The organism is Protofrankia sp. Cr2 (assembly GCF_963555885.1).
In the GTDB taxonomy this organism is placed as follows: domain Bacteria; phylum Actinomycetota; class Actinomycetes; order Frankiales; family Frankiaceae; genus Protofrankia.
On the sequence record NZ_CAUVXG010000038.1, the window covers coordinates 5,558 to 30,565 of the forward strand.

Annotated in this window: 17 protein-coding genes and 2 pseudogenes; 11 read left to right on the forward strand and 8 right to left on the reverse strand. The window is 70.5% G+C overall.

Going from position 1 to position 25,008, the window contains the following annotated elements; all coding sequences use genetic code 11:
- The 3 genes and pseudogenes from U9978_RS16675 to U9978_RS16685 form a co-directional block, all read left to right on the forward strand.
- Positions 1-225, forward strand: a pseudogene (locus tag U9978_RS16675) (glycosyltransferase family 1 protein); the annotation flags it as partial.
- 167 nt (positions 226-392) lie between these two features.
- Positions 393-1,523, forward strand: coding sequence for a glycosyltransferase family 1 protein (locus U9978_RS16680; protein WP_322762059.1), 1,131 nt, complete (start codon positions 393-395; stop codon positions 1,521-1,523).
- A gap of 237 nt (positions 1,524-1,760) precedes the next feature.
- Positions 1,761-2,723, forward strand: coding sequence for a glycosyltransferase family 2 protein (locus U9978_RS16685; RefSeq protein WP_322762088.1), 963 nt, complete (start codon positions 1,761-1,763; stop codon positions 2,721-2,723).
- 26 nt (positions 2,724-2,749) lie between these two features.
- Here U9978_RS16685 and U9978_RS16690 read toward each other — a convergent pair whose 3' ends face one another.
- Positions 2,750-6,184 (reverse strand): NAD-glutamate dehydrogenase domain-containing protein, encoded by a 3,435-nt coding sequence (locus U9978_RS16690; RefSeq protein WP_322762060.1) that lies wholly within the window; start codon positions 6,182-6,184, stop codon positions 2,750-2,752.
- 203 nt (positions 6,185-6,387) lie between these two features.
- On the opposite strand from U9978_RS16690, the gene U9978_RS16695 reads away from it, so the two are divergent.
- Complete coding sequence (locus U9978_RS16695; RefSeq protein ID WP_416211011.1) at positions 6,388-7,461, forward strand: sugar phosphate nucleotidyltransferase; 1,074 nt, start codon at positions 6,388-6,390, stop codon at positions 7,459-7,461.
- Positions 7,462-7,546: 85 nt separating this feature from the next.
- Here U9978_RS16695 and U9978_RS16700 read toward each other — a convergent pair whose 3' ends face one another.
- The 5 genes from U9978_RS16700 to U9978_RS16720 all read right to left on the reverse strand — a co-directional run bounded on the left by U9978_RS16700 (position 7,547) and on the right by U9978_RS16720 (position 12,264).
- Positions 7,547-8,407 carry a DUF3105 domain-containing protein gene (locus U9978_RS16700; protein WP_322762062.1) on the reverse strand — a complete coding sequence of 287 codons (861 nt, stop codon included), beginning with the start codon at positions 8,405-8,407 and terminating at the stop codon, positions 7,547-7,549.
- 89 nt (positions 8,408-8,496) lie between these two features.
- Positions 8,497-9,858: a coenzyme F420-0:L-glutamate ligase gene (locus U9978_RS16705; protein ID WP_322762063.1), complete on the reverse strand. Its 1,362-nt coding sequence runs from the start codon at positions 9,856-9,858 to the stop codon at positions 8,497-8,499.
- Positions 9,803-10,762: a 2-phospho-L-lactate transferase gene (gene cofD / locus U9978_RS16710; protein WP_322762089.1), complete on the reverse strand. Its 960-nt coding sequence runs from the start codon at positions 10,760-10,762 to the stop codon at positions 9,803-9,805. The genes U9978_RS16705 and cofD overlap by 56 nt, the downstream gene beginning before the upstream one ends.
- A 40-nt stretch (positions 10,763-10,802) precedes the next feature.
- The gene (locus U9978_RS16715) at positions 10,803-11,378 is read right to left on the reverse strand and encodes a helix-turn-helix domain-containing protein (RefSeq protein ID WP_322762064.1); all 576 of its coding nucleotides are present in this window, start codon (positions 11,376-11,378) and stop codon (positions 10,803-10,805) included.
- Between the two features lie 718 nt (positions 11,379-12,096).
- Positions 12,097-12,264, reverse strand: coding sequence for a hypothetical protein (locus tag U9978_RS16720; RefSeq protein WP_322762065.1), 168 nt, complete (start codon positions 12,262-12,264; stop codon positions 12,097-12,099).
- A 175-nt stretch (positions 12,265-12,439) separates the two neighbouring features.
- Between U9978_RS16720 and U9978_RS16725 the strand changes: the two genes are divergently transcribed.
- The 4 genes from U9978_RS16725 (at position 12,440) to U9978_RS16740 (ending at position 20,843) form a co-directional block, all read left to right on the forward strand.
- Positions 12,440-15,124, forward strand: coding sequence for a bifunctional FO biosynthesis protein CofGH (locus tag U9978_RS16725; RefSeq protein WP_322762066.1), 2,685 nt, complete (start codon positions 12,440-12,442; stop codon positions 15,122-15,124).
- Between the two features lie 746 nt (positions 15,125-15,870).
- Entirely contained in the window at positions 15,871-16,110 is a 240-nt protein-coding gene (locus tag U9978_RS24135) for a WhiB family transcriptional regulator (RefSeq protein WP_416210185.1), read from the forward strand.
- 99 nt (positions 16,111-16,209) lie between these two features.
- The gene (locus U9978_RS16735; RefSeq protein WP_322762068.1) at positions 16,210-19,191 is read left to right on the forward strand and encodes a glycosyltransferase; all 2,982 of its coding nucleotides are present in this window, start codon (positions 16,210-16,212) and stop codon (positions 19,189-19,191) included.
- The gene (locus U9978_RS16740; RefSeq protein ID WP_322762069.1) at positions 19,188-20,843 is read left to right on the forward strand and encodes a DUF5719 family protein; all 1,656 of its coding nucleotides are present in this window, start codon (positions 19,188-19,190) and stop codon (positions 20,841-20,843) included. Before U9978_RS16735 ends, U9978_RS16740 begins: the two co-directional genes overlap by 4 nt.
- Before the next feature lie 25 nt (positions 20,844-20,868).
- Here the strand turns inward: U9978_RS16740 and manA are convergent, their stop codons facing one another.
- Positions 20,869-22,077: a mannose-6-phosphate isomerase, class I gene (gene manA, locus U9978_RS16745; RefSeq protein ID WP_322762070.1), complete on the reverse strand. Its 1,209-nt coding sequence runs from the start codon at positions 22,075-22,077 to the stop codon at positions 20,869-20,871.
- A 94-nt stretch (positions 22,078-22,171) separates the two neighbouring features.
- Positions 22,172-22,684, reverse strand: coding sequence for a metallopeptidase family protein (locus tag U9978_RS16750; RefSeq protein ID WP_322762071.1), 513 nt, complete (start codon positions 22,682-22,684; stop codon positions 22,172-22,174).
- Between the two features lie 215 nt (positions 22,685-22,899).
- On the opposite strand from U9978_RS16750, the gene U9978_RS16755 reads away from it, so the two are divergent.
- From U9978_RS16755 to U9978_RS16765, 3 genes and pseudogenes are all read left to right on the forward strand, one after another.
- On the forward strand, positions 22,900-23,247 hold the full coding sequence (locus U9978_RS16755) for a DUF3499 domain-containing protein (protein ID WP_322762072.1): 348 nt from the start codon (positions 22,900-22,902) through the stop codon (positions 23,245-23,247).
- 108 nt (positions 23,248-23,355) lie between these two features.
- The gene (locus U9978_RS16760) at positions 23,356-24,720 is read left to right on the forward strand and encodes a phosphomannomutase/phosphoglucomutase (protein WP_322762073.1); all 1,365 of its coding nucleotides are present in this window, start codon (positions 23,356-23,358) and stop codon (positions 24,718-24,720) included.
- A pseudogene (locus tag U9978_RS16765) lies at positions 24,717-24,896 on the forward strand (Trm112 family protein); the annotation flags it as partial. The gene U9978_RS16760 and the pseudogene U9978_RS16765, both read left to right, overlap by 4 nt.
- Between the last annotated feature and the right edge of the window lie 112 nt (positions 24,897-25,008).

Genomic DNA, 25,008 nt, shown 5'->3' on the forward strand with positions numbered 1-25,008 from the left:
GGCGGGGACGCCGTCGTGACCGTGCCGGTGGCCGACCCGGCGGCGCTCGCCCGCGCGGTCACGGCAGTGATCGCGGACGAGGGTCTGCGGCGCCGGCTGGCCGCGGACGGACGGGCGAGAGCGGCCGCTTTTACCTGGAATGGGGCGGCGGAGACCGTCTGGTCCCTCTACCGTCAACTTACCGACTCCCGTGCCTTGACCACCAAGGATCGGGGGCGGGCGTAGTCTTGCCAGCGGGCCGAAGACGGCGCAATCATGGATCTTCCAGCGTCGTCGGTGGCCCTACGGAATCTAGGTAGGTCAACGGGCGTGCGATCATGGTTTGTCTCGCACACCCGGAGGCCCCAAGCAGCCTAGCGGTGCCAAACATGCCGCCAGTCGGAAGGAGCGCCGTGTCTCCCCGGGTGCTCGTCGACGCCACCGCGGTCCCAGCCGATCGCGGCGGCGTCGGTCGCTATGTCGACGGGCTGGTGGCTGCCCTGGATGCGGCAGGCGCCGACCTGGCTCTGGTCTGCCAACGGTCCGATTACGAACGGTACGGCCGGATCGCTCCCCACACCAACGTCGTGCCGGGGCCGGCCGCGATCGCGCACCGGCCGGCCCGTCTCGCCTGGGAGCAGACCGGCCTGCCGCTGGTCGCCCACCAGGTGGGGGCGCAGGTCATCCATTCGCCGCACTACACGATGCCGCTGCGCACCTCCCAGCCCGTGTGCGTGACCATCCACGACGTCACGTTCTTCACGGAGGCGGAGATGCACACCGCCGTGAAGGGCACGTTCTTCCGTTCGGCTATGCGTACCGCCGTCCGCAAGTCGAAGAGGATCATCGTTCCGTCCAAGGCCACCCGCGACGAGTTGATCCGGGTCCTCGAGGGTGACTCGACCGCGACGGATGTGGCCTACCACGGGGTGGACACGTCGACATTCCACCCGCCCACCGAGGAGGACAAACGCCGCGTCCGCCTTCGGCTCGGCCTGGCTGATAGTCGGTATGTCGCCTTCCTCGGCATGCTCGAACCGCGCAAGAACGTGCCGAACCTGATCCGTGGCTGGGCCGAGGCCGTCCATGGGCGCGCGGATGCGCCCGCACTGGTACTTGCCGGCGGCTCGGGCTGGGACGACGACGTGGATGCCGCGGTTGCCTCGGTCCCGTCCCACCTGAAGGTCATCCGACCGGGCTACCTGCGATTCTCCGACCTTCCCGGCTATCTGGGCGGGGCGCTGCTGGTCGCTTACCCCTCCCATGGGGAGGGTTTCGGGCTGCCCGTGCTGGAGGCTATGGCCTGTGGCGCGCCCGTACTGACGACTCCGCGGCTCTCGCTGCCCGAAGTGGGCGGGGACGCCGTCGCCTACACCCAGCCGGACATCGACTCGATCGCCCGCGAGATGCGCGCGCTGGTCGACGACGCCCAACGGCGCGGCGTCCTAGCCCAGGCCGGGCTGGCCCGCGCCAGGGAGTTCACCTGGGCAGCCAGCGCCGAGGCGCACCTGGCGAGCTACGCGCGGGCAGCCGCCGACACCTGAGCCGACAGCCCGCATCTGGTCATGACCATGACCTCTGGGCGTTCGGCCAGCAGGCCCGACGCGTTCGGCCAGCAGGCCCGACCCCCGACGCGCGACCGTGGGCACGCCGGTGGCATTCTGACCAACACGGTCCAGGGGAGAGCCGGGCGAACGCGCGTCGGCATGGCATGGGCCAGTGAGGGCGGGTCGGTGAACGTGCAGGACGCGGGGGCTTCGGCGCGGCCGCTTGATTATCAGGTGGATCATCAGGATGGGCGGTCGGATACTGGTGCCGCCGAGCCGCAGATCCGTGTCGTGGTCGTGGCCTACCATTCCGGTGAGGTGCTCGGTCCGTTCATGGATTCCCTGACCAAGGCCACGGCGAGGCCGTACGAGGTGGTTGTCGTGGACAACTCCCCGGTGCTGGATGCGGGTACCGCCGCGGTGGCTGAGCGCGGGGAAGTCCGGTTACTGCGTACCGGACGCAACCTCGGGTACGGCAGCGCGGTCAACCGGGGCGCGGCCGGGGCGGGCGCGCCGTGGCTGGTCGTGGCCAACGCCGACATCGCGTTCACGCCCGGATCGCTCGACGAGCTTCTGGACGTGTCGAGCCGCTGGCCGGGTGCCGGGGCCTTCGGCCCGGCTATCACGAATCCGGGTGGTGTGCTCTACCCGTCCGCCCGCGAACTTCCCTCGCTGGGGCGTGGGATCGGCCATGCCCTGCTCGGCTGGTGCTGGCCGACGAACCCGTGGACGACCGCGTACCGCCGGGACCGGGCCACCCCGGTCGAGACGACCGCCGGCTGGCTGTCGGGGTCATGCCAGGTGCTACGGCGTCGGGCGTTCGAGGCGGTCGACGGGTTCGACGAGGCCTACTTCATGTTCATGGAGGATGTGGATCTGGGCCGCCGCCTCGGGCTGCTCGGCTGGCAGCTGGTCTACGTACCCACCGCCGTCGTGGAGCACCTGGGCGGTCACTCGACGAAGCGCACGTCGCGGCGCATGATGATCGCGCATCACCGCAGCATGCTCCGCTACCTGTTCCGGCAGTATTCGGGGCCGCGGTACCTGCCGCTGCGGCTCGCCATCGCAGTGGGCCTGGGACTGCGGCTGCTCCTCACCGTCGCGCTCGCGGGCGACAGCGCCGGGGCCCGCGCGACGCGCTCCGCCGACGACCTCCCGGCCAGTGGTCGTCCGGACACCGGCAAAACCCGGGTCTGACCGGGCATAGGGTCCGAGCAGGCCGGTCACCGTCTCGGGATCAGCTCGCTCAGCCGACCAGCCACGACGGAGATCATGGCGCTGGTCAGACGCGGCGCCGCGGTCACGTCGTCGACGACAGCGCGTACCCGGTCGGCGCGGGCTCCGGTGGTGATCCGGTCGATGGCCGCGTCCAGGTCGAACTCGGGCGTGGCCATGGCCGCCTCGGTCAGCTCCGACCGGGCGCGGGCGACGTCCGCCCGCAGGGTCGCGGCGGCGATGTGCTCCCAGTACGACTGACCCGGTAGCTGCGCGCCACGGCCGATGAGGTGTGCCAGGCCCAGACGTCCCAGGCCCAGATTCGTTCCGATGGCCGTGTAGGCGTGCAGCACGTCACCCGGTTCAAGGTCGTTGCGCAGGGCCACGTCGACGATGTCGAGTGCCGGGCTCATCGCGTCGAGCCACGCGACCTGCTCGGCCAGCCGCGCGGGCAGGCCGCGTTCGTAGAGCTGCTCGGCCAACTGCAGGATGCCGGCCAGCTCCTGGTCGGATCCGACGGTGGCGAGCACGGCGGGCAGGGCCGCCGCAACCTCCCGCATGCCGTCGGCGTACCGGGTGGTCTCCGCTGCGATGTCCAGCGGCGACCGGCGTGCCCGCAGCAGCCACAGCGCGGATTCCTCGTGGACGAAGTGACAGTGCAGCAGCGCCTCGGCGGCGGGGTCGGTGGAGCCTACGGCCGGGCGGGTGCGGCTGCCCTCCCCGAGGCAGTGGGCGTCCATGGCGTCCCAGATGTCGGTGAGGCCGAGCAGGTCGCGGGTGATGACGAAGGCCCGGGTGCCCTGGACCGTGTCCGCACCGCTGAGTTCACGCAGCCGGTAGAGGAAGCCGGCGCCGACCCGGTCGATGATCGAGTTGGCGAGTTGGGAGGCGATGATCTCCCGCCGCAGCGGGTGTCGGTCGAAGTGTTCGCGCAGCGTCCCCCGCAGCGATGCCGGCAGGTATGCATCCAGAGTGGGTCCGCCGACCGGCTCGTCGGGCAGGCTGGAGGCCAGCAGCGACCGGGCGACCATCCGTTTGGCGTAGGCGTGCAGAACGGCGATCTCCGGTCGGGTGTAGGTACGCCCCTTGGCGAGCCGGTTGCCGAGCTCCTCGGCGTCTGGCAGGGTCTCGACCTCCGGGTCGATCTCGCCGGTCTCCACCAGATGGGTGATGAACCGGGACAACCCGTCCGCCATGGACATGGCATGGCGTTCGGCCGCGCTCAGCGCCAGGGCCTGGCGGGCGGAGTCGACCAGAACCGCTCGCGTGACGTCATCGGTGGCCGATGCCAGCAGCCGTTCGCGGTCGACCCGGTCGATCATTCCTGTGCTGATGGCCAGGTCAAGGCCGATCTTGATGTTGACCTCACGATCGGAGCAGTTCACCCCGGCGGAATTGTCCACGAAGTCGGTGTTGCAGCGACCGCCGTGCATGGCGAACTCGACCCGGGCGGCATCGGTGAGGCCGAGGTTCCCGCCCTCGGCCACGACCCGGGCGCGCAGCTCGACCGCGTCGACCCGCATCCCGTCCCGCGCCTTGTCCCCGACCGCGGCGTGTTCCTGCGTGCTCGCCTTGATCCAGGTGCCGACACCGCCGTTCCACAGCAGATCGACCGGCGCGCGTAGCACCGCCCGGACCACGGCGTCGGCGGGCAGCGCGTCGTCGCCGACCCCGAGCAGTTCCCGCACCTGTTCGGTCAGTTCGATCTGTTTGGCCGACAGCGCGAACACACCGCCGCCGGGCGACAGCGCCGAGCGGTCGTAGTCGTCCCAACTGCTTCCGGGCAGCGCCGCGAGGCGCTCACGCTCGGCGAACGAGCGGGCCGGGTCGGGGTCGGGGTCGAGAAAGATGTGACGATGATCGAATGCGGCGACCAGGCGGATGTAACGGGAGAGGAGCATGCCGTTACCGAAGACGTCCCCGGACATGTCGCCGATGCCGACGACGGTGAGCGGTTCGCGGTCGGCGTCGACACCCAGCTCGGCGAAATGACGGCGAACGGATTCCCACGCGCCCCGGGCGGTGATGCCCAGCGCCTTGTGGTCGTACCCGCTGCGGCCACCCGAGGCGAAGGCGTCACCGAGCCAGTAGCCGCTCGACCTCGCCACCTCGTTGGCGAGGTCGGAGAAGCGCGCCGTGCCCTTGTCCGCGGCTACCACGAGGTAGCTGTCCGGCCCGTCATGGCAGACCATGCCCGACCTGCGGACCGTTGCGCCGTCGACCCGGTCGTCCACGAGGGCCAACAACGCCCGCATGAACTCCGCGTAGCAGGACCGGGCCAGCCTGGCCAGCTCGTCGGGGTCCGACGGCGGACGCCGCAGCACGAAGCCGCCCTTGGCGCCGTCCGGCACGATGATGGCGTTCTTGACCCGCTGAGCCTTCATCAGGCCGAGAATCTCGGTGCGTAGGTCCTCCTGGCGGTCGGACCACCGGATGCCGCCACGGGCCAGCGCAGCCCCGCGAAGATGCACCGCGTCGAACAGCACGGAACTGACGAAGGTCTCCGCCTCGGGCACTGGCGGCGGCAACCAGAGCAGTCCGCCTGAGGCGATCTTGAGAGCGAGCGGCTCCGAGGTGTCCACCCCGCAGAGTTCAGGCACCGGGCCACGGTCGGATCCGGCATGGTCGGAACCGGCATGGTCGGAACCGGCATGGTCGGAACCGGGACGGCCGGAACCGGGACGGTCAGGCGGGGGACGGTCAGGCGGAGGACCGTCGGAGGGCGGGTAGAACGTCGTCCGCACAACCGCGAGGACGAGGTCCCGCAACCGGCGCAGGACCATGTCGTCGTTGATGCCGGTCACCCACCCCAGCGCGTCCTCCAGCCGCGCGTGCAGCCGTCCGGTTTCCGTGGAACTGGCCCGGGCCGGGTCCATCCGGGCGTGGAACAGCGCGACGAGATCGTGCGCGTAGGACGGGTGGGCGGTCAGGACGCGGTGGGCGTAGCGGGTCCCCAGTGACGTTCCAGCCAGGCGCAGGTAACGGAACAGCGCCCGCAACAACCCCACCTCCCGGGCGGTGAGCCCGGCGGTCAGTACGAGCGAGTCGAGGCTGTCGCTGTCGATGTCCCCGCGGGCAAGGCCCGCCAGGATGCCGCGCAGCCCGTCCATCTGTCTGATGGCGGCGTCGGCGAGCTCCGGTGTGGCGCGCACGTGGTACTCGTCCAGGCTGACGGTGCCCCCGAGCGGGCCCGCCCGGCTCGGCAGGCAGCGATGGGTTGTCGCGCGCAGGCCGAGGTTGGTGAGCACGGGTACGACATCGGCTATGGGCGGACCCTCGCCATGCCAGGCCAGCCATACCGCGAGCGTGGCGGGACCACCGTCATCGGTGCGGGCGGCGGCAAACCCCGGTTCCCCGCCGTGGAGCAGCGCGGCCGTGGCAGCCTCGGCGTCCGTGCGGACGTCGCTGGAGGGGACCCGATAGCCGGCGGGTCGCTGGCGCACCACATCTTCAGCATCGCCAGTCCGGCTCGTGCGCGCACTCCGGCGTGGCGTGGCCGGTGAACGGTGCCGGTGAACGGTGCCGGTGAACGAGGTGGATCCGGCAGTTATGACCGGGTTGGTCGGCAGGTGTCCGCGACGCGACGCCACGAAGGTATGCCGACATCGTGCACCGGGGCGTGGGGCCTCTGGGACACTCACCCGTCATGGACGCTGTGATGCTGGTCGGGGGACAGGGTAGTCGGCTGCGCCCGCTGACGATGTCAGCACCGAAACCGATGCTTGCGGTCGCCGGCGTTCCGGTGACCGCCCACATGCTTGCTCGCGCGCGTGATGCGGGCATCACCCGTGTTGTTCTCGCCACCTCATACCAGGCCGAAGTGTTCGAGGAGTACTTCGGCGACGGCTCCGCACACGGCCTGGAGCTGGAGTACGTCACCGAGACCGAGCCGCTGGGGACCGGTGGTGCGATCCGCAACGTCGCGTCACGGCTGCGCGGTGGTCCGGGCGATCCGGTGGTCATCTTCAACGGCGACATCCTGTCGGGTCTGGACATCGTCGCGCTGGTGCGCAGGCACCGGGACGCCGACGCGGCCGTCACCCTGCATCTGACCGAGGTCGGTGACCCCCGTGCATTCGGCGTGGTCCCCACCGACGCCGACGGCCGCGTTACCCAGTTCCTGGAGAAGACTCCCGATCCGCCGACCAACCGGATCAATGCCGGCTGCTACGTCTTCCGGCGGTCAGTGATCGACGACATTCCGGCTGGCCGGCCGGTCTCGGTCGAACGGGAGACCTTTCCGGGGTTGCTGGCGTCCGGCGTTCTCGTGGTCGGCTACGTCGACAGCACGTACTGGCTGGATCTGGGCACCCCGGAGGCGTTCATCCAGGGTTCCCGCGACCTGGTGACGGGACGGATCGCATCCTCCGCGCTGCCGGGACCCGTCGGTGATCAGCTGGTGCTGGCGGGCGCGTCCGTCGCCGCAGACGCGAAGATCAGCGGGGGGGCGGTGGTGGGCGCCGGGGCCGTGGTGGGTTCGGGCGCCACGGTGGACGGTGCGGTGCTCTTCGACGGTGCGGTCATCGGTGACGGTGCGGTGGTGCGTGGATCAGTCGTGGGCGCTGGCGCGGTCATCGGTGCACGGGTGTCACTGGACGGGGTCGTCGTGGGCGACGGTGCGCGGATCGAGCCCGACAACGAGCTGCGGGCTGGTGTCCGGGTGTTTCCCGGGGCGGTTCTCGGCGCGGGCGCGATCCGCTTCAGCTCGGACCGCGCCTGACCGCTGTGTCATCCGACGCTGATGCCCGGGTCTGCCGGGACATCGGCGCCGGTGTAGGCGCCGGATGTAGGCGCCGGCGTCGGGGTTACGGCGTGGTGGCCGTGCCTGCCGGGGCGGACGTGGCGGTACCGGTAGACGAGCCGGCTGTCGGCGCGGTGCCGGCCTGGGTGTTGTCGGCCTGGGTGTTGTCGGCCTGCGCGTCGTCGGCCTGCGCGGTGCCGGCGACGGTCGGGCTCAGGTCGAGAGGGCCGCCGGACGCACCGGATTCGGGTGCGGTGGGGGACGCCCACGCTGCGCCGGCCAGGCTGGGGTTGGCGTAGGTCTTCACGAAGTCCTTGATGGCCGACTCCGACACGGTCGCGCATCGCTGGGTGCGGTCCCACGCCGTCAGCACGAAGTGTTTGTTGTCGGCGAACTCGCCGCGTTCCCAGGGGACGGCGATGAACCGGTTGCCGGCCGCGTCCGCGGCGGTACGCAGCGCGGTGACCTGGTCATCAGGGAGTTTCGGGTCGTACCAGCCGATGACGAAGCCGTGTTCCAGGTTGTGGACGGCGCGCTCGATCCGCAGGTTGGGGATGCGCTCGTAGAAGCGGTAGGCGTCCGGCAGTGGGCTGGAATCGTGGTTACCCGACGACGGCGGCGCGACCTCATAGTTGACCGTCTGGTTGGTCGCGACGTGGGTGCTGCCACGGGAGGCGTCGTTGACGACTCCGGTACACCCGGTCGCGGTCGCCGCCGCGCTCGCCGTGGTGACGTGACCGACCGAGCGGCTCTCATCCTTCGCCCGGTTGTCCACCAGCGCGTACACGATGATGCCGGCCAGCAGCGCGACTGCGACCAGGCCGCCGGTTCCGTAGATCAGAAGGGAACGCCGGCGTTCCTGGCGCCGTTGTTCGCGCCGGAGCGTATCGAGTCTTGCGTTGCGTTCCGCACTCTTTTTTCCCACGGCGCAGGATCCTACGGAGGGCCGGCGGTCGCCCGTGCACCGAATCCCCGCCGGACCCGCCGGACCCGCCGGACCCGCCGGACTACCGGCTACCGGTTGACGACGAACGCGCCGACATCGCGCGCCGGGCGATCGGCAGGCGCCTGCGCCGGGTGCCCGATGCCGACGGCACCCATGGGCTGCCACTCTGCCGGCAGTCCCAGGACGGCGCGGACCACGTCCGGGCAGAACAAGGTACTCGAAACCCAGCATGATCCCAGGTCGTCCGCGGCCAGGCAGACCAGCATGTTCTGCACGCCGGCACCCATCGCGACCAGGAACATCCGCTCCTCCGCGGCGGCCCGCCGGCTGTCCGGGTAGGCGTGGGCGCCGTCGGTGACCAGGCACGGGATGACCAGGACGGGCGCACGACGCAGCACGTTCCCGCGGGCGAGCCGCCGTGCCACCGCCGCCTCGTCGAAGCCGTCGGCGGTCAGGTCCGCCGCCCAGGCGGTGGCCATCGCGTCCAGCAACTGGTCGCGGGCCTGCGTCACGATCACGAACCGCCACGGTGTGGTGTGGTGTGGCGCGGGCGCGGTCAGGGCCGCCGCGATGGCACGCTTGACGGCGGCCGGATCCACCGGCCGGTCGCTGAACTCGCGGATGGTCCGCCGAGCGCCGACCGCCGCCCGCTGGGCTTCGGCGGTGCCGAGCCGGAACATGTCCTCTGCTGCCGGGCGTACCAGTGCCCGAACCCCGCGACCGTCGTCGGCGAGCGCGTGGAATCCGCGCACGAGCGCCACCGGCACTCCGGTCAGCTTCCCTTTGACCAGATCGGCGGCGGCGGCCAGCTCATCCGCCTCGGCGATCTCGGTCATGCCGAGTTCGTTGCCGTAGGGGTCGACATCGCCGACGTGGCTACGCAGGGCGGCCATGCCCGCGACGCCGATGGCATGGTCGGTCAGGCCGGCTCGCCACGGCCGACCGGTGGTGTCGCTGACGATGACGGCGACCTGCACGCCCAGGCGCGCGTGCAGCCCGGCCGCCAGCGCCCGGGCGCTTGCATCCGGGTCGACTGGCAGCAGAGCGATCTCATCCTTGATCACATTGGATGCGTCCACGCCGGCGCTGGCGATGACGAACCCATGCCGGGTCTCCACGATCCGGGTCGGCCCCCGCCGCGCCACCTCGCGGACGGTTTCGGCCTCGACGGCGGCCAGCCGGGCCGCCTCCCGGTCGCCGTCGACGCGGAGCAGTCGGCCTTCCGCCTTTGAGACGATCTTCGAGGTGACCACGAGGACGTCACCGTCGCGCAGGTGGAGGTCGCCGGCGGACAGCGCCGTCACGATGAGTGCGGCAAGGTTGTCACCGGCGCGTACTTCACCGATTCCGGCCACGGCGATGATTTCCAGAGCGTCAGACACCGGCGAGATCCAGGGCGGCGCGCACGATCTCGACCGTTGCCGCGACATCGGTCATCAGCAGCGGACGGGCCTTCACGGTGACCCCGGGCACCTCGGTACCGGTGTCAGCGGTGTCGACCAGCCAGCCGTCGAGAATCCCGTCGCCAGGGGCGGCGCGCCGGCGGGCACCGTAGTGGGTACCCACCGCGCCCGCGCTGGTGGCCACTCCGATCGCGGTGAGACAGGCGTCCGCCATGCCGCGAACGGGTGCACCGCCGATGATCGGCGATACGCCCACGACCGGTGCGGGTGTCTGCGCCAGCGCCGCGCGCACCCCGGGTATCGCGAGGATCGACCCGATGGACACCACCGGATTCGACGGCGGGAGGAGCACGACATCGGCGTCGGCGAGCGCGTCGAGAACGCCGGGCGCGGGTTGCGCGGCTTCGGCACCCACCGAAATGATCTCCAGGGCTGGTGTGGCGGCACGCATCCGCAGCCACCACTCCTGAAAATGGATGGCTCGACGGCCTTCGTCGGTCTCCACGACGACGTGCGTCTCAACCCGTTCGTCGCTCATCGGCAGCAGACGGATGCCGGGCTTCCACCGTTGGCAGAGTGCCGCGGTGACCTCGGTGAGCGGGTACCCGGCGGCAAGCATCCGGGTGCGCACGAGATGGGTGGCAAGATCGCGGTCGCCGAGGCCGAACCAGGTGGGACCTACCTCGTATGCCGCCAGCTCCTCGGCCACGGTGAACGTCTCGTCGTGGCGACCCCAGCCACGCTCGCGGGAGATACCACCGCCGAGGGTGTACATGACGGTGTCGAGATCGGGGCAGATCCGCAGGCCGTGCAGGGTGATGTCATCACCGGTGTTGCCGATCACGGTGATGTCTGCGTCCGGTAACGCTGCCTGCACCCCGACCAGGAAGCGGGCGCCACCGATGCCACCCGCGAGAGCTGTGATCTTCACCTGATCCTCACGTCCCGCCATTCTGCCATCGGTCGGCTTTCTAGGACGAGACGGTCGCTTGCGTCCGTTCCTGTGGCTGGCGGGTTGTGAACGCCGCCAGCAGGTAGCGTACGAGGCTGCTGGTCGGTCGTGCGGGAGCGGGGTTGGCCAGGCCACCTTCGATGGTGGCCACGACCGCGTCCGCGGCGATCTCCCGGTCGGGTTCGGCCACCCGGTCTGTGACCGTGGCCAGCGCGAGGCCGTGGAGCCAGGCGTGCAGTCGTTCGTGATACTCCATGACCGCGGCTGAATGTGGAGCCCGTTCGGCCACGCACGGGTGCAGCGACCGTCGGCGTTCGACCGAGTCGAGGGCGGCGAACAACTTCTGGGCCGGGTCGCCGGTGAACGTGTCGATCCGGTCGACCTCACCGTCGAGGAGCCTGTTGAGGACCGCGGCGAACGCGTGGTCCTTCGACCGGAAGTACCAGTAGACCGAACCCGGTTCGATGCCCGCGGCCCGTGCGATTTCGGCGATGGATGTGGCGGCGAAGCCCCGGGCGAGGAACTGCTGTTCAGCGACGGCTAGCAGCGCGTCAATCCGCTCCTCGCGCGGAACTTCCTGGCGGTTACGCGGCACCTGATCAGCTTAACGACCCCGGGCCTCGCGGGTCGCGGGAAGGCGGGTGGCTCGGGTCTCCGGATCCTGCTGGCCGAAGGTGGCGTGATGATGTTCTGTGCGCGCCGCCGGAGGCCTGGGTTTCCGGATCATTGATGGATCTCATGCGTCGAATGTCGCGGATTGTAGTGAATGTGTGCACTCATGAAGCTGTCTGCGCTCATGAATGTGAATGTTCTTCAGATGATATCACTGAAAGTGGAAGGCGATCTTATCGTCTCCTATCTCTTGATTCTCCTTCGAGAGAGTGGTGAGACTGATGGCGTGCGCCGACCGGCGCATCGGATCAGCGCACTGGATCAGCGAGGGGTGCCAGGCGACCGCACGTCCGCCATGGCGGTTTGTCGGCGGCCCCGACATCCCGCACCCAGTGCTGGAACAGCGGAAGGACGGTCCATGCCTGAGGACACCAAGAAACCGCCGATCGTGATGAAGCCGCTAATCGTGATGAAGCCGCCGATCGTGATGAGACACAGCCTTGACGCCGTCACGGCGACCCTGGCCCGGGCGCTGGCTGGCGCGCGCCACCCGCAGGTGGAGGCCGCCAGGCGGTCCGAGCTGCGCCAGCGGGCGGGTCGGTCTCCGACGCAGCGCGACGCCGCGTCAAAACGTTGCGACCAACTCGCCGCCCGGTGCCGTACCTACCACACCCTTGGCGTTGTTGGTCGGTTCCGTGCGATCAGCCCACCGTGCCCGGGTCGGACGGGATGACCGGCTGACCCGGGTTCTCCTGGCGCCTGCCGGCGTGAAAAAAACCGTGAACGAGCCGTTCGGCGTGCCAGCGGAGATAGGAACGGTGGGTGACGTCCGCCGCACCGTCTGATCGTCCGTCGATCCGTCTGGTCACGGATCACCCGGCCGGCTTTGGGGCGGGCACCTGGGGTCGATCACGGCCCGGGTGCCCGCGCACGCGCAGACCTGATCACCGCGGTGTCCGCCGGCGCCACCGCGGGCCGGTGGACACCGTCGACGGTGTCGACCGCCAGGAGACCGATAGATGATCATTGGGGTTCGGTGAGCAGATGACGAAATCATGGAAGCCGGCCGGCGGTTCGGCCGGCGATGGCGCGCGTGGCGCCGTGCCCGTGCCCGTGCCCGTGCCCGTGCCCGGTGCCGCGGCACTGCGCCGTGCGCTGCGGCGGGCCCGTGACGGTGTGGTCCTCGACGCGGTGGAGGCGGCCGTCCTGATGACCGCCCGTGGGGCGGATCTCGCTGACCTGTCCCGGTCGGCCGCGCGGGTCCGTGACGCGGGCCTGCGCTCCGCCGGGCGTCCGGAAACGATCACTTATTCGCCCAAGGTGTTCATCCCGCTGACCCGGTTGTGTCGGGACAGGTGTCACTACTGCACCTTCGCGACCGTCCCGCAGCGGTTGCCCGATCCTTTCCTGAGCCTCGAAGAGGTCGTCGACATCGCCCGCCGGGGTGCGGCCGCCGGCTGCGCGGAGGCGTTGTTCACACTGGGTGATCGTCCGGAGGACCGCTGGCCCGCTGCGCGCGACTGGTTGGATTCCCATGGCTACGACTCGACCCTGGGATACCTGCGGGCCGCGGCCATCGCCGTCCTGGAAGAGACCGGGCTGTTGCCGCACCTGAACCCGGGTGTCCTGTCATGGGCGGAGCTGGCGCGGCTCAAGCCGGTCGCGCCGTCCATGGGGATGATGCTGGAGACGACCGCGGTACGGCTGTGGTCGACTCCGGGCGGACCGCACTACGGCTCACCCGACAAGGAGCCGGCGCGCCGATTGCGGGTGCTGGAGGACGCCGGTCGCCTGGCCGTGCCGTTCACCACCGGGCTGCTGCTGGGGATCGGCGAGACCCGCATTGAACGAGCCGAGACCTTGTTTGCGATCCGGGGTGTGGCCCGACGCTACCGCGGCATCCAGGAGGTGATCGTCCAGAATTTCCGGGCCAAGGACGACACGGCGATGCGGGGCGAGCCGGACGTCGGCGCGCAGGAACTCGCGGCCGCGGTCGCGGTCGCCCGGCTCGTTCTCGGGCCGTCCGTCCGCATCCAGGCACCGCCGAACCTGGTCGACGTCGACGAATGCGCGCTGTTGCTGGCCGCGGGGATAGACGACTGGGGCGGGGTGTCGCCGGTCACACCGGACCACGTTAATCCCGAACGCCCCTGGCCGGCGGTTGAGACGCTGGCCACGCTCACGCGGGCGGCGGGCTTCGCGCTGCGGCCGCGACTGACCGCCTACCCGCCGTATCTCGACGAACCATGGCTGGACCCGCGGCTGCGATCCCATGTCGACGCCCTGGCCGGTCCGGATGGTCTGTTGCGGGCCGGAGCCGCCGCGGTCGGCCGTCCATGGCAGGAACCCGACGGCGGACTCGTCGACGGCGGCCGGGTCGATCTGCACGCGACCATCGATGTCACCGGCCGCCGGGCCGACCGCAGAGCGGACTTCGTCTCGGTGTACGGCGACTGGGACGCCCTGCGTGAGCAGGTCAGCGCGGCCGGCACAGGTGCTGACGGGGTTGTCGGCACGGGATCACGCGCGCGTGCGGTGGCGCCGGCGCGTCTCGACGGCGCGGAGCGGGCCGCGCTGCGCCACGCCACCGGTGACCCGGCCGGGATCAGCGACGCGGACGCCCTGGTGTTGTTCGGTGCGGCCGGCACGGCCCTGGAGGAGCTCTGCCGGCTCGCGGACGACCTGCGGCGGGACACGGTCGGTGAGGACGTGACCTACGTCGTCAACAGGAACATCAACTTTACGAATGTCTGCTACACGGGGTGCCGGTTCTGCGCGTTCGCGCAGCGACGCAACGACGTCGACGCCTACACCCTCTCCCAGCAGGAGGTCGGCGTCCGCGCCGAACAGGCGTGGGCGGTGGGCGCGACCGAGATCTGTATGCAGGGCGGCATCCATCCGGACCTGCCGGGGACCGCGTACTTCGAGCTGGCCCGCGAGATCAAGCGACGGGTGCCCGGTCTCCACCTGCACGCCTACTCGCCGATGGAGGTCGTCAACGGCGTCACCCGCACAGGTCTGTCCATCCGCGACTGGCTGACCGCTGCTCGTGAGGCCGGTGTCGACTCGATTCCCGGAACGGCCGCTGAGATCCTCGACGACGACGTGCGATGGGTGCTGACCAAGGGCAAGCTGCCGACCTCGAGCTGGGTGGAGATCATTACAACCGCGCATGAAGTGGGCCTGCCCTCGTCGGCCACGATGATGTACGGGCACGTGGACACGCCGGCGCAGTGGGTGGCTCACCTGCGGCTGCTGCGCCGCATCCAGGAGCGTACCGGGGGGTTCACCGAGTTCGTGGCGCTGCCGTTCGTTCACCACAGTTCGCCGATCTATCTGGCCGGCGTGGCCCGACCCGGTCCCACCGTCGGTGAGAACCGGGCAGTGCACGCGATGGCCCGGCTGCTGTTGCACGGCGCGATCGACAACATCCAGTGTTCGTGGGTGAAGCTCGGTCAGGACGGTTGCCAGCAGGTCCTTCGTGGCGGTGTCAACGATGTCGGTGGAACCCTCATGGAGGAGACCATCAGCCGCATGGCGGGTTCCGAGCACGGGTCGGCCCGATCCATCGCCGAGCTGGAGGCTATGGCAGCCGGGGCGGGCCGGCCCGCTCGCCAGCGCACCACGACCTACGGAGCCGTCGGCGCGGAGCGGTTCGCCGCGGCCCGCCGAGACGTCGCCGCCGAGTCTTCTGCCGTCGCCGGCAGGGTCCTTCCGATCATCTCCTGACGGGTCCTGGGTCCCGACTTCGTCGTGCCGGTGAGCTGATCGACTGTCTTGTCGGACAATGGTCCCAAAGCCGGGGTCTACCTCCTGGATGCCGGGCCGGGCCGGGCCGTGTCCTCAGCAGTCCGGTGGATGGGAGGAGATGTCATGAGCAGGACAATTCATGACGGATTTATGCAATTCCGGACGGTAAGATGGGCTGGTCAGGGGGTGCGAGGGGCTGATGTGTGTCGCTCAGGGCTGCGAACAGGGACCCTCTGTAATGGCGTCTTGCTACCGTGAGCTATTGTCTGATCGCTGGTTGTAGAAGATGCTGCGCTGGTGGGGTTGACGTCGCCGAGTTCGGCGCGTGTAATTACCGGCGTGTCATTTCCCCCGCCGGTGGGGAAAGTGCGATAAAGCGCTTGCCTCACCGGTGTGGACACCAGTCACCTGCGCGCCGGCGCCCGGGGGGTGGCCGACCGCACCGCGACGGGTCTGGAGGAGTCCACATGGAACGCACCGACGCGGGCGCCCACATCGTCCTCGCCGAAACGCACCGGTCACGCACCGGGATGTCCGCCGGGGCGGCCGTTGATCGGTGGCCGGGGCAGGCCGACCCCGGTCACCAGGCCGGTGGGGAGCTGATCGCTGTCGAATTCGATCTAAATGCTGACTACGACGACGAACCTGCCGAGTCAGCGCATGTCGATGACGCGGTGGCCGCCGAGCATCGTGATCGTGGTTCGGCCGATGTCATCACGATCGGTATGGACGACGTCTTCGCGGACCCACCGGAGTGGCAGGAGCGCGCGCTGTGCGCCCAGACCGATCCGGAGGCGTTCTTTCCGGAGAAGGGCGGCTCGACCCGCGAGGCCAAGCGCATCTGCTCGGGCTGCGAGGTCAGGGACGAATGCCTCGAATATGCGCTCGAGAAGGATGAACGGTTCGGGATCTGGGGCGGGATGTCCGAGCGTGAACGGCGGCGGTTGCGTCGCCGGGCGGTCTGAGCGTCCCGCCGCGGAAGCTGACTGGAAGCCATCCGGCGCGTGGTGACCGCTCGGTCGCATGCAACGGGAGCTGCATCAACGGCCGGGCCGCGTCCGTCCGTGCTCGGTCACGGCCCGGACCCCACCGCGGTCGGCCTGGATGCGGTCGATTTCGCCGCGGTTGGTCCCGCCGCGGTCGGTCCCGATGCGGTCGATATCGATGCCGTCGATGTGATGGCGCTCGTGGTGATGTCGGCGCCGGGATCGGCACAGTCGCGCAGCGCGCTGCGCGGACAGACCCGTGTGCCCGACCATGTGGTCCTGGTGAAGGTGGGCGGGGACGACCAGCGCGGGGCGACACTTCTCACCGACTGCGAGCCGTCCACCGATCGCGAGTCGTCGGTGGTCGATTCGCCGGTCGTCGAGCCGTCAGTGGTCACTGTTTCGCCGGGGTGCAGCTACGGCGCCATGGTTACCGAGGCTCTCGCGATTGCGGGCACGGTGCCAGTCGAGGGTTTCCTGTGGCTGCTGCCCGTTGATGCGGTGCCGGCTCCCGACGCGTTGGAGCGGTTGCTGACCTACGCCCTGCTGGACCCGGGCGCCGCGGTGATCGGCCCGCACGTACTCGACCGGGTCGACCCCGGGGTGGCGGTCGACGGCGGTGCCAGCGTCGACAGTGCCGGACGTCGGGTGACCGGGATCCGCCCGGGTGACATCGACGACGGACAGCACGACACCGTCCGGGACGTGCTCGCGGTCTCGCTGACGGGCGCGCTCGTCAGCGCCCGAGCGTGGCATCTCCTCGGCGGGTTCGACCCGCAGCTGCGTACCGCGTTCGACATCGACTTCTGCTGGCGGGCGTGGCGTGCCGGGATGCGGGTGGTGGTTTTTCCGCCCGCCACGATCGGCCGCGCGCCGGCCGGCGGCGGCGAACAGGTTCCATGCCTCGAACGGCTCGACTACCGGACAGTCCGGCGGGACGAGCTGCGGGTTCGGCTGGCCAACATCGGGGCGGCGCGGTTTGTGTCGGCGTGGCTGTGGCTTGTACCCGGCGGGCTCGCGCGAGGTGTCGGGTCTGCCGCCCGGGGCCGGGTTCGGCGTGGGTGTGACGAGGTGGCTGCGACTGTGGATGTGTTCGGTCGTCCCGGTTGGCTGCGCCACGCGCGCCGCCGCCGGGCAGTGCGCGCGCGGGTGCCCGCGCGCGCACTACGTCCGCTGTTCCCGGCCCGGGGTATCCGGTTGCGCGCGGCGTGGGAGCCGCTGTCCGGCCTTTGCGCCCGTCCTGGATGGGCGGGGTGGCGTGGATGGGCGGGGCTGCGTGGCCGGGCGACCCGGCCGGGGCTGGTCCTGGCCGCAGCGCTCGCTGTCGTGACGATGTGTGCCGCACGTTTCCTGGCGGGTCCCGGCTGGGGCCCGGGGACGGTGGGTTTCGGCATACCCGGGGTCGCCGCGCCGCTCCCGCTGCCCGATGGCGGCCGCGACCTGTGGTCGGCCGTGCTGTCCGGTTGGCGGCCCGGCGGGCACGGTGTTCCCGGTAATCCGGGCGTTTCCACCTCGACGGTGCACGGCACGGTGCCGTCCGCGCCGTGGCTGACGGTATTGACCCTGCTGGCTACTGTGCTCGGCGGCAAGCCGTGGCTCGCCGCCGATGGTGTCCTGCTCGCCGGACCGGCGCTTGCGGGCCTCGCCGCCTATATCGCGGTCGGTCAGCTCCGGCGCGGCCTCGGCGGTCCGCTGACCGGCCAGCGGGCATCGGCGGGGCTATGGGTGGGGCGATGGGCGGGTGATCATTATCGGGCTCGGGCGGTCATCGCGGCGGGATATGCGCTCGGCCCACCCATGACCTGGGCGGTTGCCGTCGGGCGGGTGGATGTCGTCCTTGCGCTGATAGCGGTTCCGGGCGTACTCGCGGCCGCGGTGCCGTTGGTGGCGGGACCGGCGCCGGCCGGGCGTGGGAATAACCAGGGATCGGGCTGGTCAGCCGCTTGCGGCCTTGCGGTGCGGCTGCTCATCGCGGTCATGTGCGCGCCGTCGCTGTTCGTGTCCGCCGTGGTCGGCCTTGCCGGTGGAGCACTGTTGCTGCGTCGAGCACGCCGACTGCCGTTCGTGCTCGTCCCGGCTGCCGTGGCGGCGGTCCCGCTGTGGCCCTGGCGCAGGGTGGTGATCGACGACCCCGGCGCGCTGTTCACGGCGGGAACCTTCGGCATGCGTGATCCCGCATCAGGCTGGCTTGGCGGGTCTGTCCCGGCCTCGGCGCAGGCCACCCATCTGACCGTCGCCCTGCTCCTACCCGCCGCGCTCGCGGGCGTGATCGGGGTTGTCCGGGCCGATACCCGACGGCCGGTGCTCGCGGCCTGGGGCGTGGTCCTGATCGGCCTGGTCGGAGCGACTGTCGAGCGCCACCTGTGTGGCGCCGACCGTCACGACGTGGCGGGAGCACAACTCGGGGTTGCCGTGGCCGGGTTGTTACTCGCCGCGACGCTCGCGGCGTCGGGAGCACGTGCGGCGCTGCGGCGCCATCCCTTCGGCTGGCGGCAGCTCATGGCCGTGTCCGTCGGTGGGGCAGTGGTTGCCAGTCCGGTCGCCGGCGGCTTGGCGTTCCTGTCGGGTGGTGAGGTCGCACGCGGTGCCGCCGCGCGTGACAGCGGCGTGGTGGCATCCGCGGTCGCGGTCGCGACGGCTTCCGGGCGGAGGGCCGGGCGGATGGCCGGCGTACTGATACTGCGTCAGCCGTCCCAGGGCTCCCCGGTCGCCTACACCCTGACCGACACCCGCGGCCCCAGCCTCGCCGACCCCGCCGGGACGACGGGGATCATCCCGACGGTCCCGACCGGGCACACCATCGACGACAGCACGGTCGAGGCGATTGTCGGTGATCTGACGGTGGGGGGTAGCTGGGGCGCAGGTGAGCTTGCGGCCCTGGCCGTGTGTGCCGTCGTCGTCCCGTTCCCGGATGCGCCACCGTCGTTGACCGCCGTACTCGACGCGGTACCGGGGCTCGTGCGCGAACAGGTGCTGGGAGACGCCGTGGTCTGGCGCGTGGTTCCGGTGGTTCCGGTGCGCCCTCCCGCGGCGACACCGCACGCGGGATCACGGCCATGACCGGATGCGGGGTACCGGACGCGCCCGGCGGGTCCGCCCCGCAGGCGGGCGTCGCCGTGGCGACCAGCGTTACGCGGCTCGCGCCGGTATCCGGGCGGGTCCGGCTTCTGCGCCGGGCGGCGTCGGTCGCGGTTGCCGGCACCCTCGCGCTGGTGGCCGTGTGGTACGTCGCGTTGCTCATCGAGCCGATGGACGGCAGGCGGTTGCGGCCGGCCCCAGCGGCGGGATTCCCGGTGCCGATCACATCGGCGACGTTGCTGTGCCCGGATCTCAGACCGCCGGCCGGGTCCGCGGTCACGGTCGACGTCGCGACCGCCGGTGGCGAGCCGGGCGGGACGGCGGACCACGGACCGATGCTGGACGGGTGGGTCCGGCTGTTCGTGGGCGACAAGGTTAATGATCTTCATTTCGGTCCGGCGCGACGGCGGGCTTCGGTCACGGTGAGCGGCGGCGAGCCGCTGGCTGTTCGCGCGAGCGGCCCACCAGCAGGCGGGTTGAGCGCGACGGTGACCGCACCGGCAGCGAACGGCCGGACATCGGTGACCGCTCGCTGCGACCGTCCCAGAAGCGAGTTCTGGCTTGTCGGCCCCGCCACGGTGGCCGGCCGGGACCCGCTGGTCGTCCTCACCAACCCCGAGGCCACACCCGCGCGGGCAGAGGTCACCGTGTTTGCACACGGTGTCGCCGGCGGGCCGTTCACGGTGGATACGGCCGTCGGTGCAGGGGTCACCGCCGGTGTCGTCGTGCCGCCGCTGGCGAGCGTGACCGATCGTCTGGCGACCATGGCACCGGACGCCGACGCCACGGCGGTGCGGGTGCAGGTGCGTGACGGGCGCCTGACGGCCCTGGTCCTGGACCGTGCGGCCGGCCCGTTCGCACCGGACTCGACCGTGGTGCCCGTGGTGGCCGGTGCCGGGCCGGCCGGCTCGCTGCTCCTTCCGGGCGCGGCAACGGGAATCGGTGGTGCGCGGGTCGTCATCGCCGCTCCCGAGGCGGCGGCGATGATCCGGCTGGATCTGTTGACGCCGTCCGCGAGCTACGTACCGGTGGGTTTCGCGGCTCTGTGGGTACCGCGTGGCGCGGTGATCCGGTTACCAGCACTGCCCGGCGGGGCCGGCGTGGCGGCGCTGCGGTTGACGGTGCGCTCCGGCGGTCCGGTGATCGCTGCTCTCGGCCTGCCCATGCCGGCCGGCGGGTCGGGGCAGGCCGGGTCGGGACAGGCCGGGTCTGGACAGGCCGGGGCGGCAAGGGCCGGCGTGGCCCCGCTACCGGGATACCGGTGGGTCGGCCCGGCGGATGTGATCCATCCTGTTGCGACGGCGGTCACATTGCTTCCCGCCGCCACCGGCCAGGGCGCGACGACCCTGGTGCTCACCGCGCCGGACACGGCGGTGACCGTCTGGTTCGACGGGACGCCGGTTCAGGTACCGGCGGGACGCACGGTGGCGGTTGGACGCACGGTGGCGGTTGGACGCACGGTGGCGGTTGGACAGGGGAGCGCGGCTCGGATGGTTACCCGGGGCGGTCCGCTCATAGCGGCGCTTACCACCGGTTCGGGCGCTGGCAGCTCCGTTCTCACCCTCTCTGCGGCACCGCGGACGGTGTCGGCGCCGGCACTGGTCCACGACCCTCGGGCTGCCTTTCGCCGGTAAAAGCGCTGTACCCGGGTGAGGCGTCCTACCCCGGTGAGGCGAGGAACACGCGGCCCACGCCGGCGAGCCCGAGCCGCGTCGATGCCGGCGACCCCGGGGCGACCACCGCAGCCTGGCCGCGTTGCAGCCTGATGACATCGGTGCCCGTGCCGTACACCTCGATGGTGCCGTCGGTGACCAGCAGGACGGCCGGACGCGTGACCGGCATGTGCCCGCCACCGGCCGGTCGCGCACCGGCCGGTCGGTCGCAGATCGCTTCGGTCAGCAGGAAGTCGGCGACCGGCACGTCCCAGGTACGCACCGTGAGGCCAGCCGTCGTCAGCATGGTTCGGGGGGTGAGCACCGGCGCCGGGGTCGGCGTCGGGTCGAGAACATCGAGCAGCTCGTCGACGTCGATGTGTTTCGGCGTCAGCCCACCGCGCAGCACGTTGTCCGACGTCGCCATGATTTCGATGCCGACACCGTGGACATAGGCGTGCAGCAGGCGTGCGGGCTGGAACAGCGCCTCGCCCGGCTGGAGCGCCACGTCGTTGAGCAGCAGCGCCGCGGCGATCCCCACGTCGCCGGGGTGTGCCGCGGCGAGGCGGCCTACCAGGTCGGCGGCTGCCGCCACGTCCGGGTCCGCCGGTGGTGGCAGCGCGGCGGCGGCCTTGACCAGACCGCTGGTACAGGCGTGCGCCTGTTCGGCCGGCATCGTCAGCAGCGTGCGCAGAACCGTCGCGGCGCCGGTGGACGGGTTCCGCTCGAGTGGCCTGAACGCGGCAGCCAGTGGCGGGTGACCGAGGCCACGCACCACGGCGAGGGTCCGTAGCGGGTCACGGACTCCGGCGAGTGCGCGAAACGGCGTGAGCGCGACAAGCAGCTCGGGTTTGTGATTACGGTCCCGATAGCGGCGCCGGGTGGCGTCGCGCGGAACGCCGGAGCTTTCCTCGTCGTCGAAGCCGGTTCGTGCCCGTGCCGCGTCCGGGTGGACTTGCAACGAGAGCGCTTTCTCCGCGGCGAGAACCTTCAGCAGGAAAGGCAGCGGGCCCACGACATCGGCCGCCGGCCGTAGCCCGCCGACGGTCTCGACCTGCGACGGGGCGCCCGGATGGGTTCCCAGCCACAGCTCCGCGGCCGGTTGGCCGGTGGGGGCCTCACCGAGCAGATCGTATATGGCGGTGGGCGAACCCCAATCATAGGTGCGCACCCGCCCGAACAACCGCAGGATCCGGTCGGGCTTTCCGACGGTCACTGTTGGCGGTCCTCCTTGTGAACTGTTCGGATCTCGCGGTCGCGCGAGAATCGGAGGCCCCCGGGCGCTCTTACCCGTCTATTCGTCTATTCTTTTATTCGTCTTCGTGCCAGCCGTGGCCCTCCGGGTCGATGACCTCCGGTTCCATGCCGAGCATGTCCGCGACCTTGTGGATGAGGACGTCCAGGATGAGCTCGGCGAGGTCGTCGGTGTCCATCGCGCGGGCCTCCAGCGGCCGGCGGTAGATGACGATCCGGTGCGGTGTCGCGGAGCGTCCCCGGCCGGCCGGCGGCTGGTGGTGAGCCAGCGGTACGGGTTCTTCCGGGCTGAGGTCCGCAGGAACGGGCGGGACGTCCTCAACCGCGAACTCGACGTCGGACAGTTCGGCGGACCAGCGGTGCTCGAGGTGCTCGACGGCGTCGAGCACGAGGTCGTCGAACCGTTCGCCGCGGCTGCGATAGGCGGGGACCTCCGGCGGGAGGAGGACACCCCGTAGGCCGCGCCCGCGCCGGTCACGGCGACGTGACATGGGGATGGGAGGCTGTGGGGACGGGAAGGCCGGCACGGGGGTTCCCCAGGAGGCGCCGGGAGAGGCGTTGTCCGCCATGGCGTGAGCGTACGGCTCGCGACGAGAGGCCGTACCGATGCCCTCCGGATTCATCGGGTGAATTTCGCCTCGGTTACCCTGACGTGTCTGCCGGTGTCCGCCAGTTCACCTGCTGGGTGCGGAGTGTAATTGATTACTTACCGGCGTTCCGCGGGTGGGTGCGACACGGCGGGTGGTGGTGGCCGTCGCCCGTTCCGGGGGCTACCGTCCGGAACGTGAAGCCTCGCCGCTGCTCCCGCTCGGCATGCTCAGCGGCCGCGGTCGCCACACTCACGTACGCCTACGCCGAGTCGACAGCCGTCCTCGGGCCGCTCTCCCCATACGTCGAGCCGCATTCCTACGACCTGTGTGGGCCGCACGCCGACCGCCTCACTGTGCCGCTGGGCTGGGCGGTCGTGCGGATCGAGGGTGAGACCAGGCACAGCGCAGCCTCTGATGATCTTGAGGCGCTCGCGGACGCGGTTCGTGAGGTGAGCCGACCCACTGTCCACGAGGACCCGCCCGATCCGTCGGCACCCGGAGGTCGACGTGGTCACCTGCGGGTCCTGCCCCGGCCGAGCTGAGTTCGCGTCGGTAGGGTCCTTGGTGCCGGCTGGCGTTCCCGGGGGCCGGCGGGCGCGAGCTGACCTGTGATCGCGTACCCCGTGGGCAAGCGGAGGAAGGGCGGAAGGGTGCACGATCTGTCCCGGATCTTCAAGGCGTATGACGTGCGGGGGGTTGTGCCCTCCGAGTTGGACACCGATGTCGCCCGCACGGTCGGAGCCGCGTTCGTGCGTGTGCTGGCGGCGCCACGGATCGTCGTCGCGCACGACATGCGTGACTCGTCGGTCCCGCTCTCGACGGCGTTTGCCGACGGGGCTGCCGGCCAGGGCGCGGATGTCATCATGATCGGTCTCGGCTCGACCGACCTGCTCTACTTCGCCGCCGGGTCGCTGGACATCCCGGGAGCGATGTTCACCGCATCCCACAACCCGGCCAAGTACAACGGCGTCAAGCTGTGCCGGGCCGGCGCGGCTCCGATCGGGGCGGACACCGGTCTCGGGGACATCCGCGCCCTGATCGAGGCGGGGATTCCGGCGTTCACCGGACCGCGCGGTACGATCACCCACAGAGACCTTTTGGTCGCATACGCCGAGCATCTGTGCACCCTGGTCGACCTGTCGGCCATCCGACCGCTGCGGGTCGTGGTGGACGCGGGTAACGGCATGGGCGGTCTGACCGTCCCGGCCGTGTTCGAGGGGCTGCCGCTGACGGTGCACCCGCTGTACTTCGAACTGGACGGGTCCTTCCCCAACCACGAGGCCAACCCCATCGAGCCGGCGAACCTGCGTGACCTGCAGGCAGCGGTCCGCGCTACCGGGGCCGACATCGGGCTCGCCTTCGACGGTGACGCGGATCGCTGCTTCGTCGTCGACGAACGCGGCGAGTGCGTGTCGCCGTCCACCATCACCGCGTTGGTCGCGGAGCGGGAACTCGCCCGCGAGCCCGGTGCCACGGTCATTCACAATGTGATCGTCAGCAACGCCGTGCCCGAGCTCGTCACCAGGCTCGGCGGCGTGCCGGTACGGACCCGCGTCGGCCATTCGTTCATCAAGGCGGAGATGGCGCGTACCGGTGCGATCTTCGGTGGCGAGCACTCCGGTCACTTCTATTTCCGGGACTTCTGGCGCGCCGACTCCGGGATGCTCGCCGCTATGCACGTCCTAGCCGCGCTCGGCGAGCAGGAGCGGCCGCTGTCGCGTCTACTTGATGGCTATGCGCCGTACACGCTCTCCGGAGAGATCAACTCGGAGGTCACCGACGCCGGGGTCGCGATGGCCGAGATCGAGAAGGCGTATGTGGGGCTTGCGACCGGTATTGACCATCTCGACGGGCTGACGGTCTCGCTCGGCGGCGGTGTGTGGTTCAACCTGCGCCCGTCCAACACCGAACCGCTGCTGCGCCTGAACGTGGAAGCTCCCGACCATGCCACGATGTCACAGGTGCGGGACGAGGTCCTCACCCGTATCCGTCATGGAAGGGAGATCGACCGTTGAGTCTCGATCCACTCCTGCTGGAGATTCTCGCCTGCCCGTGCCCGGCTCATGCCCCGCTGCGCTCGGACACCCTCGCCGGTGAGGCCGTCCTGGTCTGCACCTCGTGCGGCTTGGCCTTCCCGGTTCGCGACGAGATCCCGGTGATGCTGCTCGACGAAGCGGTTCCCTTTGGTGGCGCTGTCCAGACCGGCGACGTGCAGGCCGGCGCTGTCCAGACCGACGCTGTCCAGACCGATCCTCGGCCACGGGACGCGGTAGGGGATGCGACCGGCGATGTCGAGACCCCGG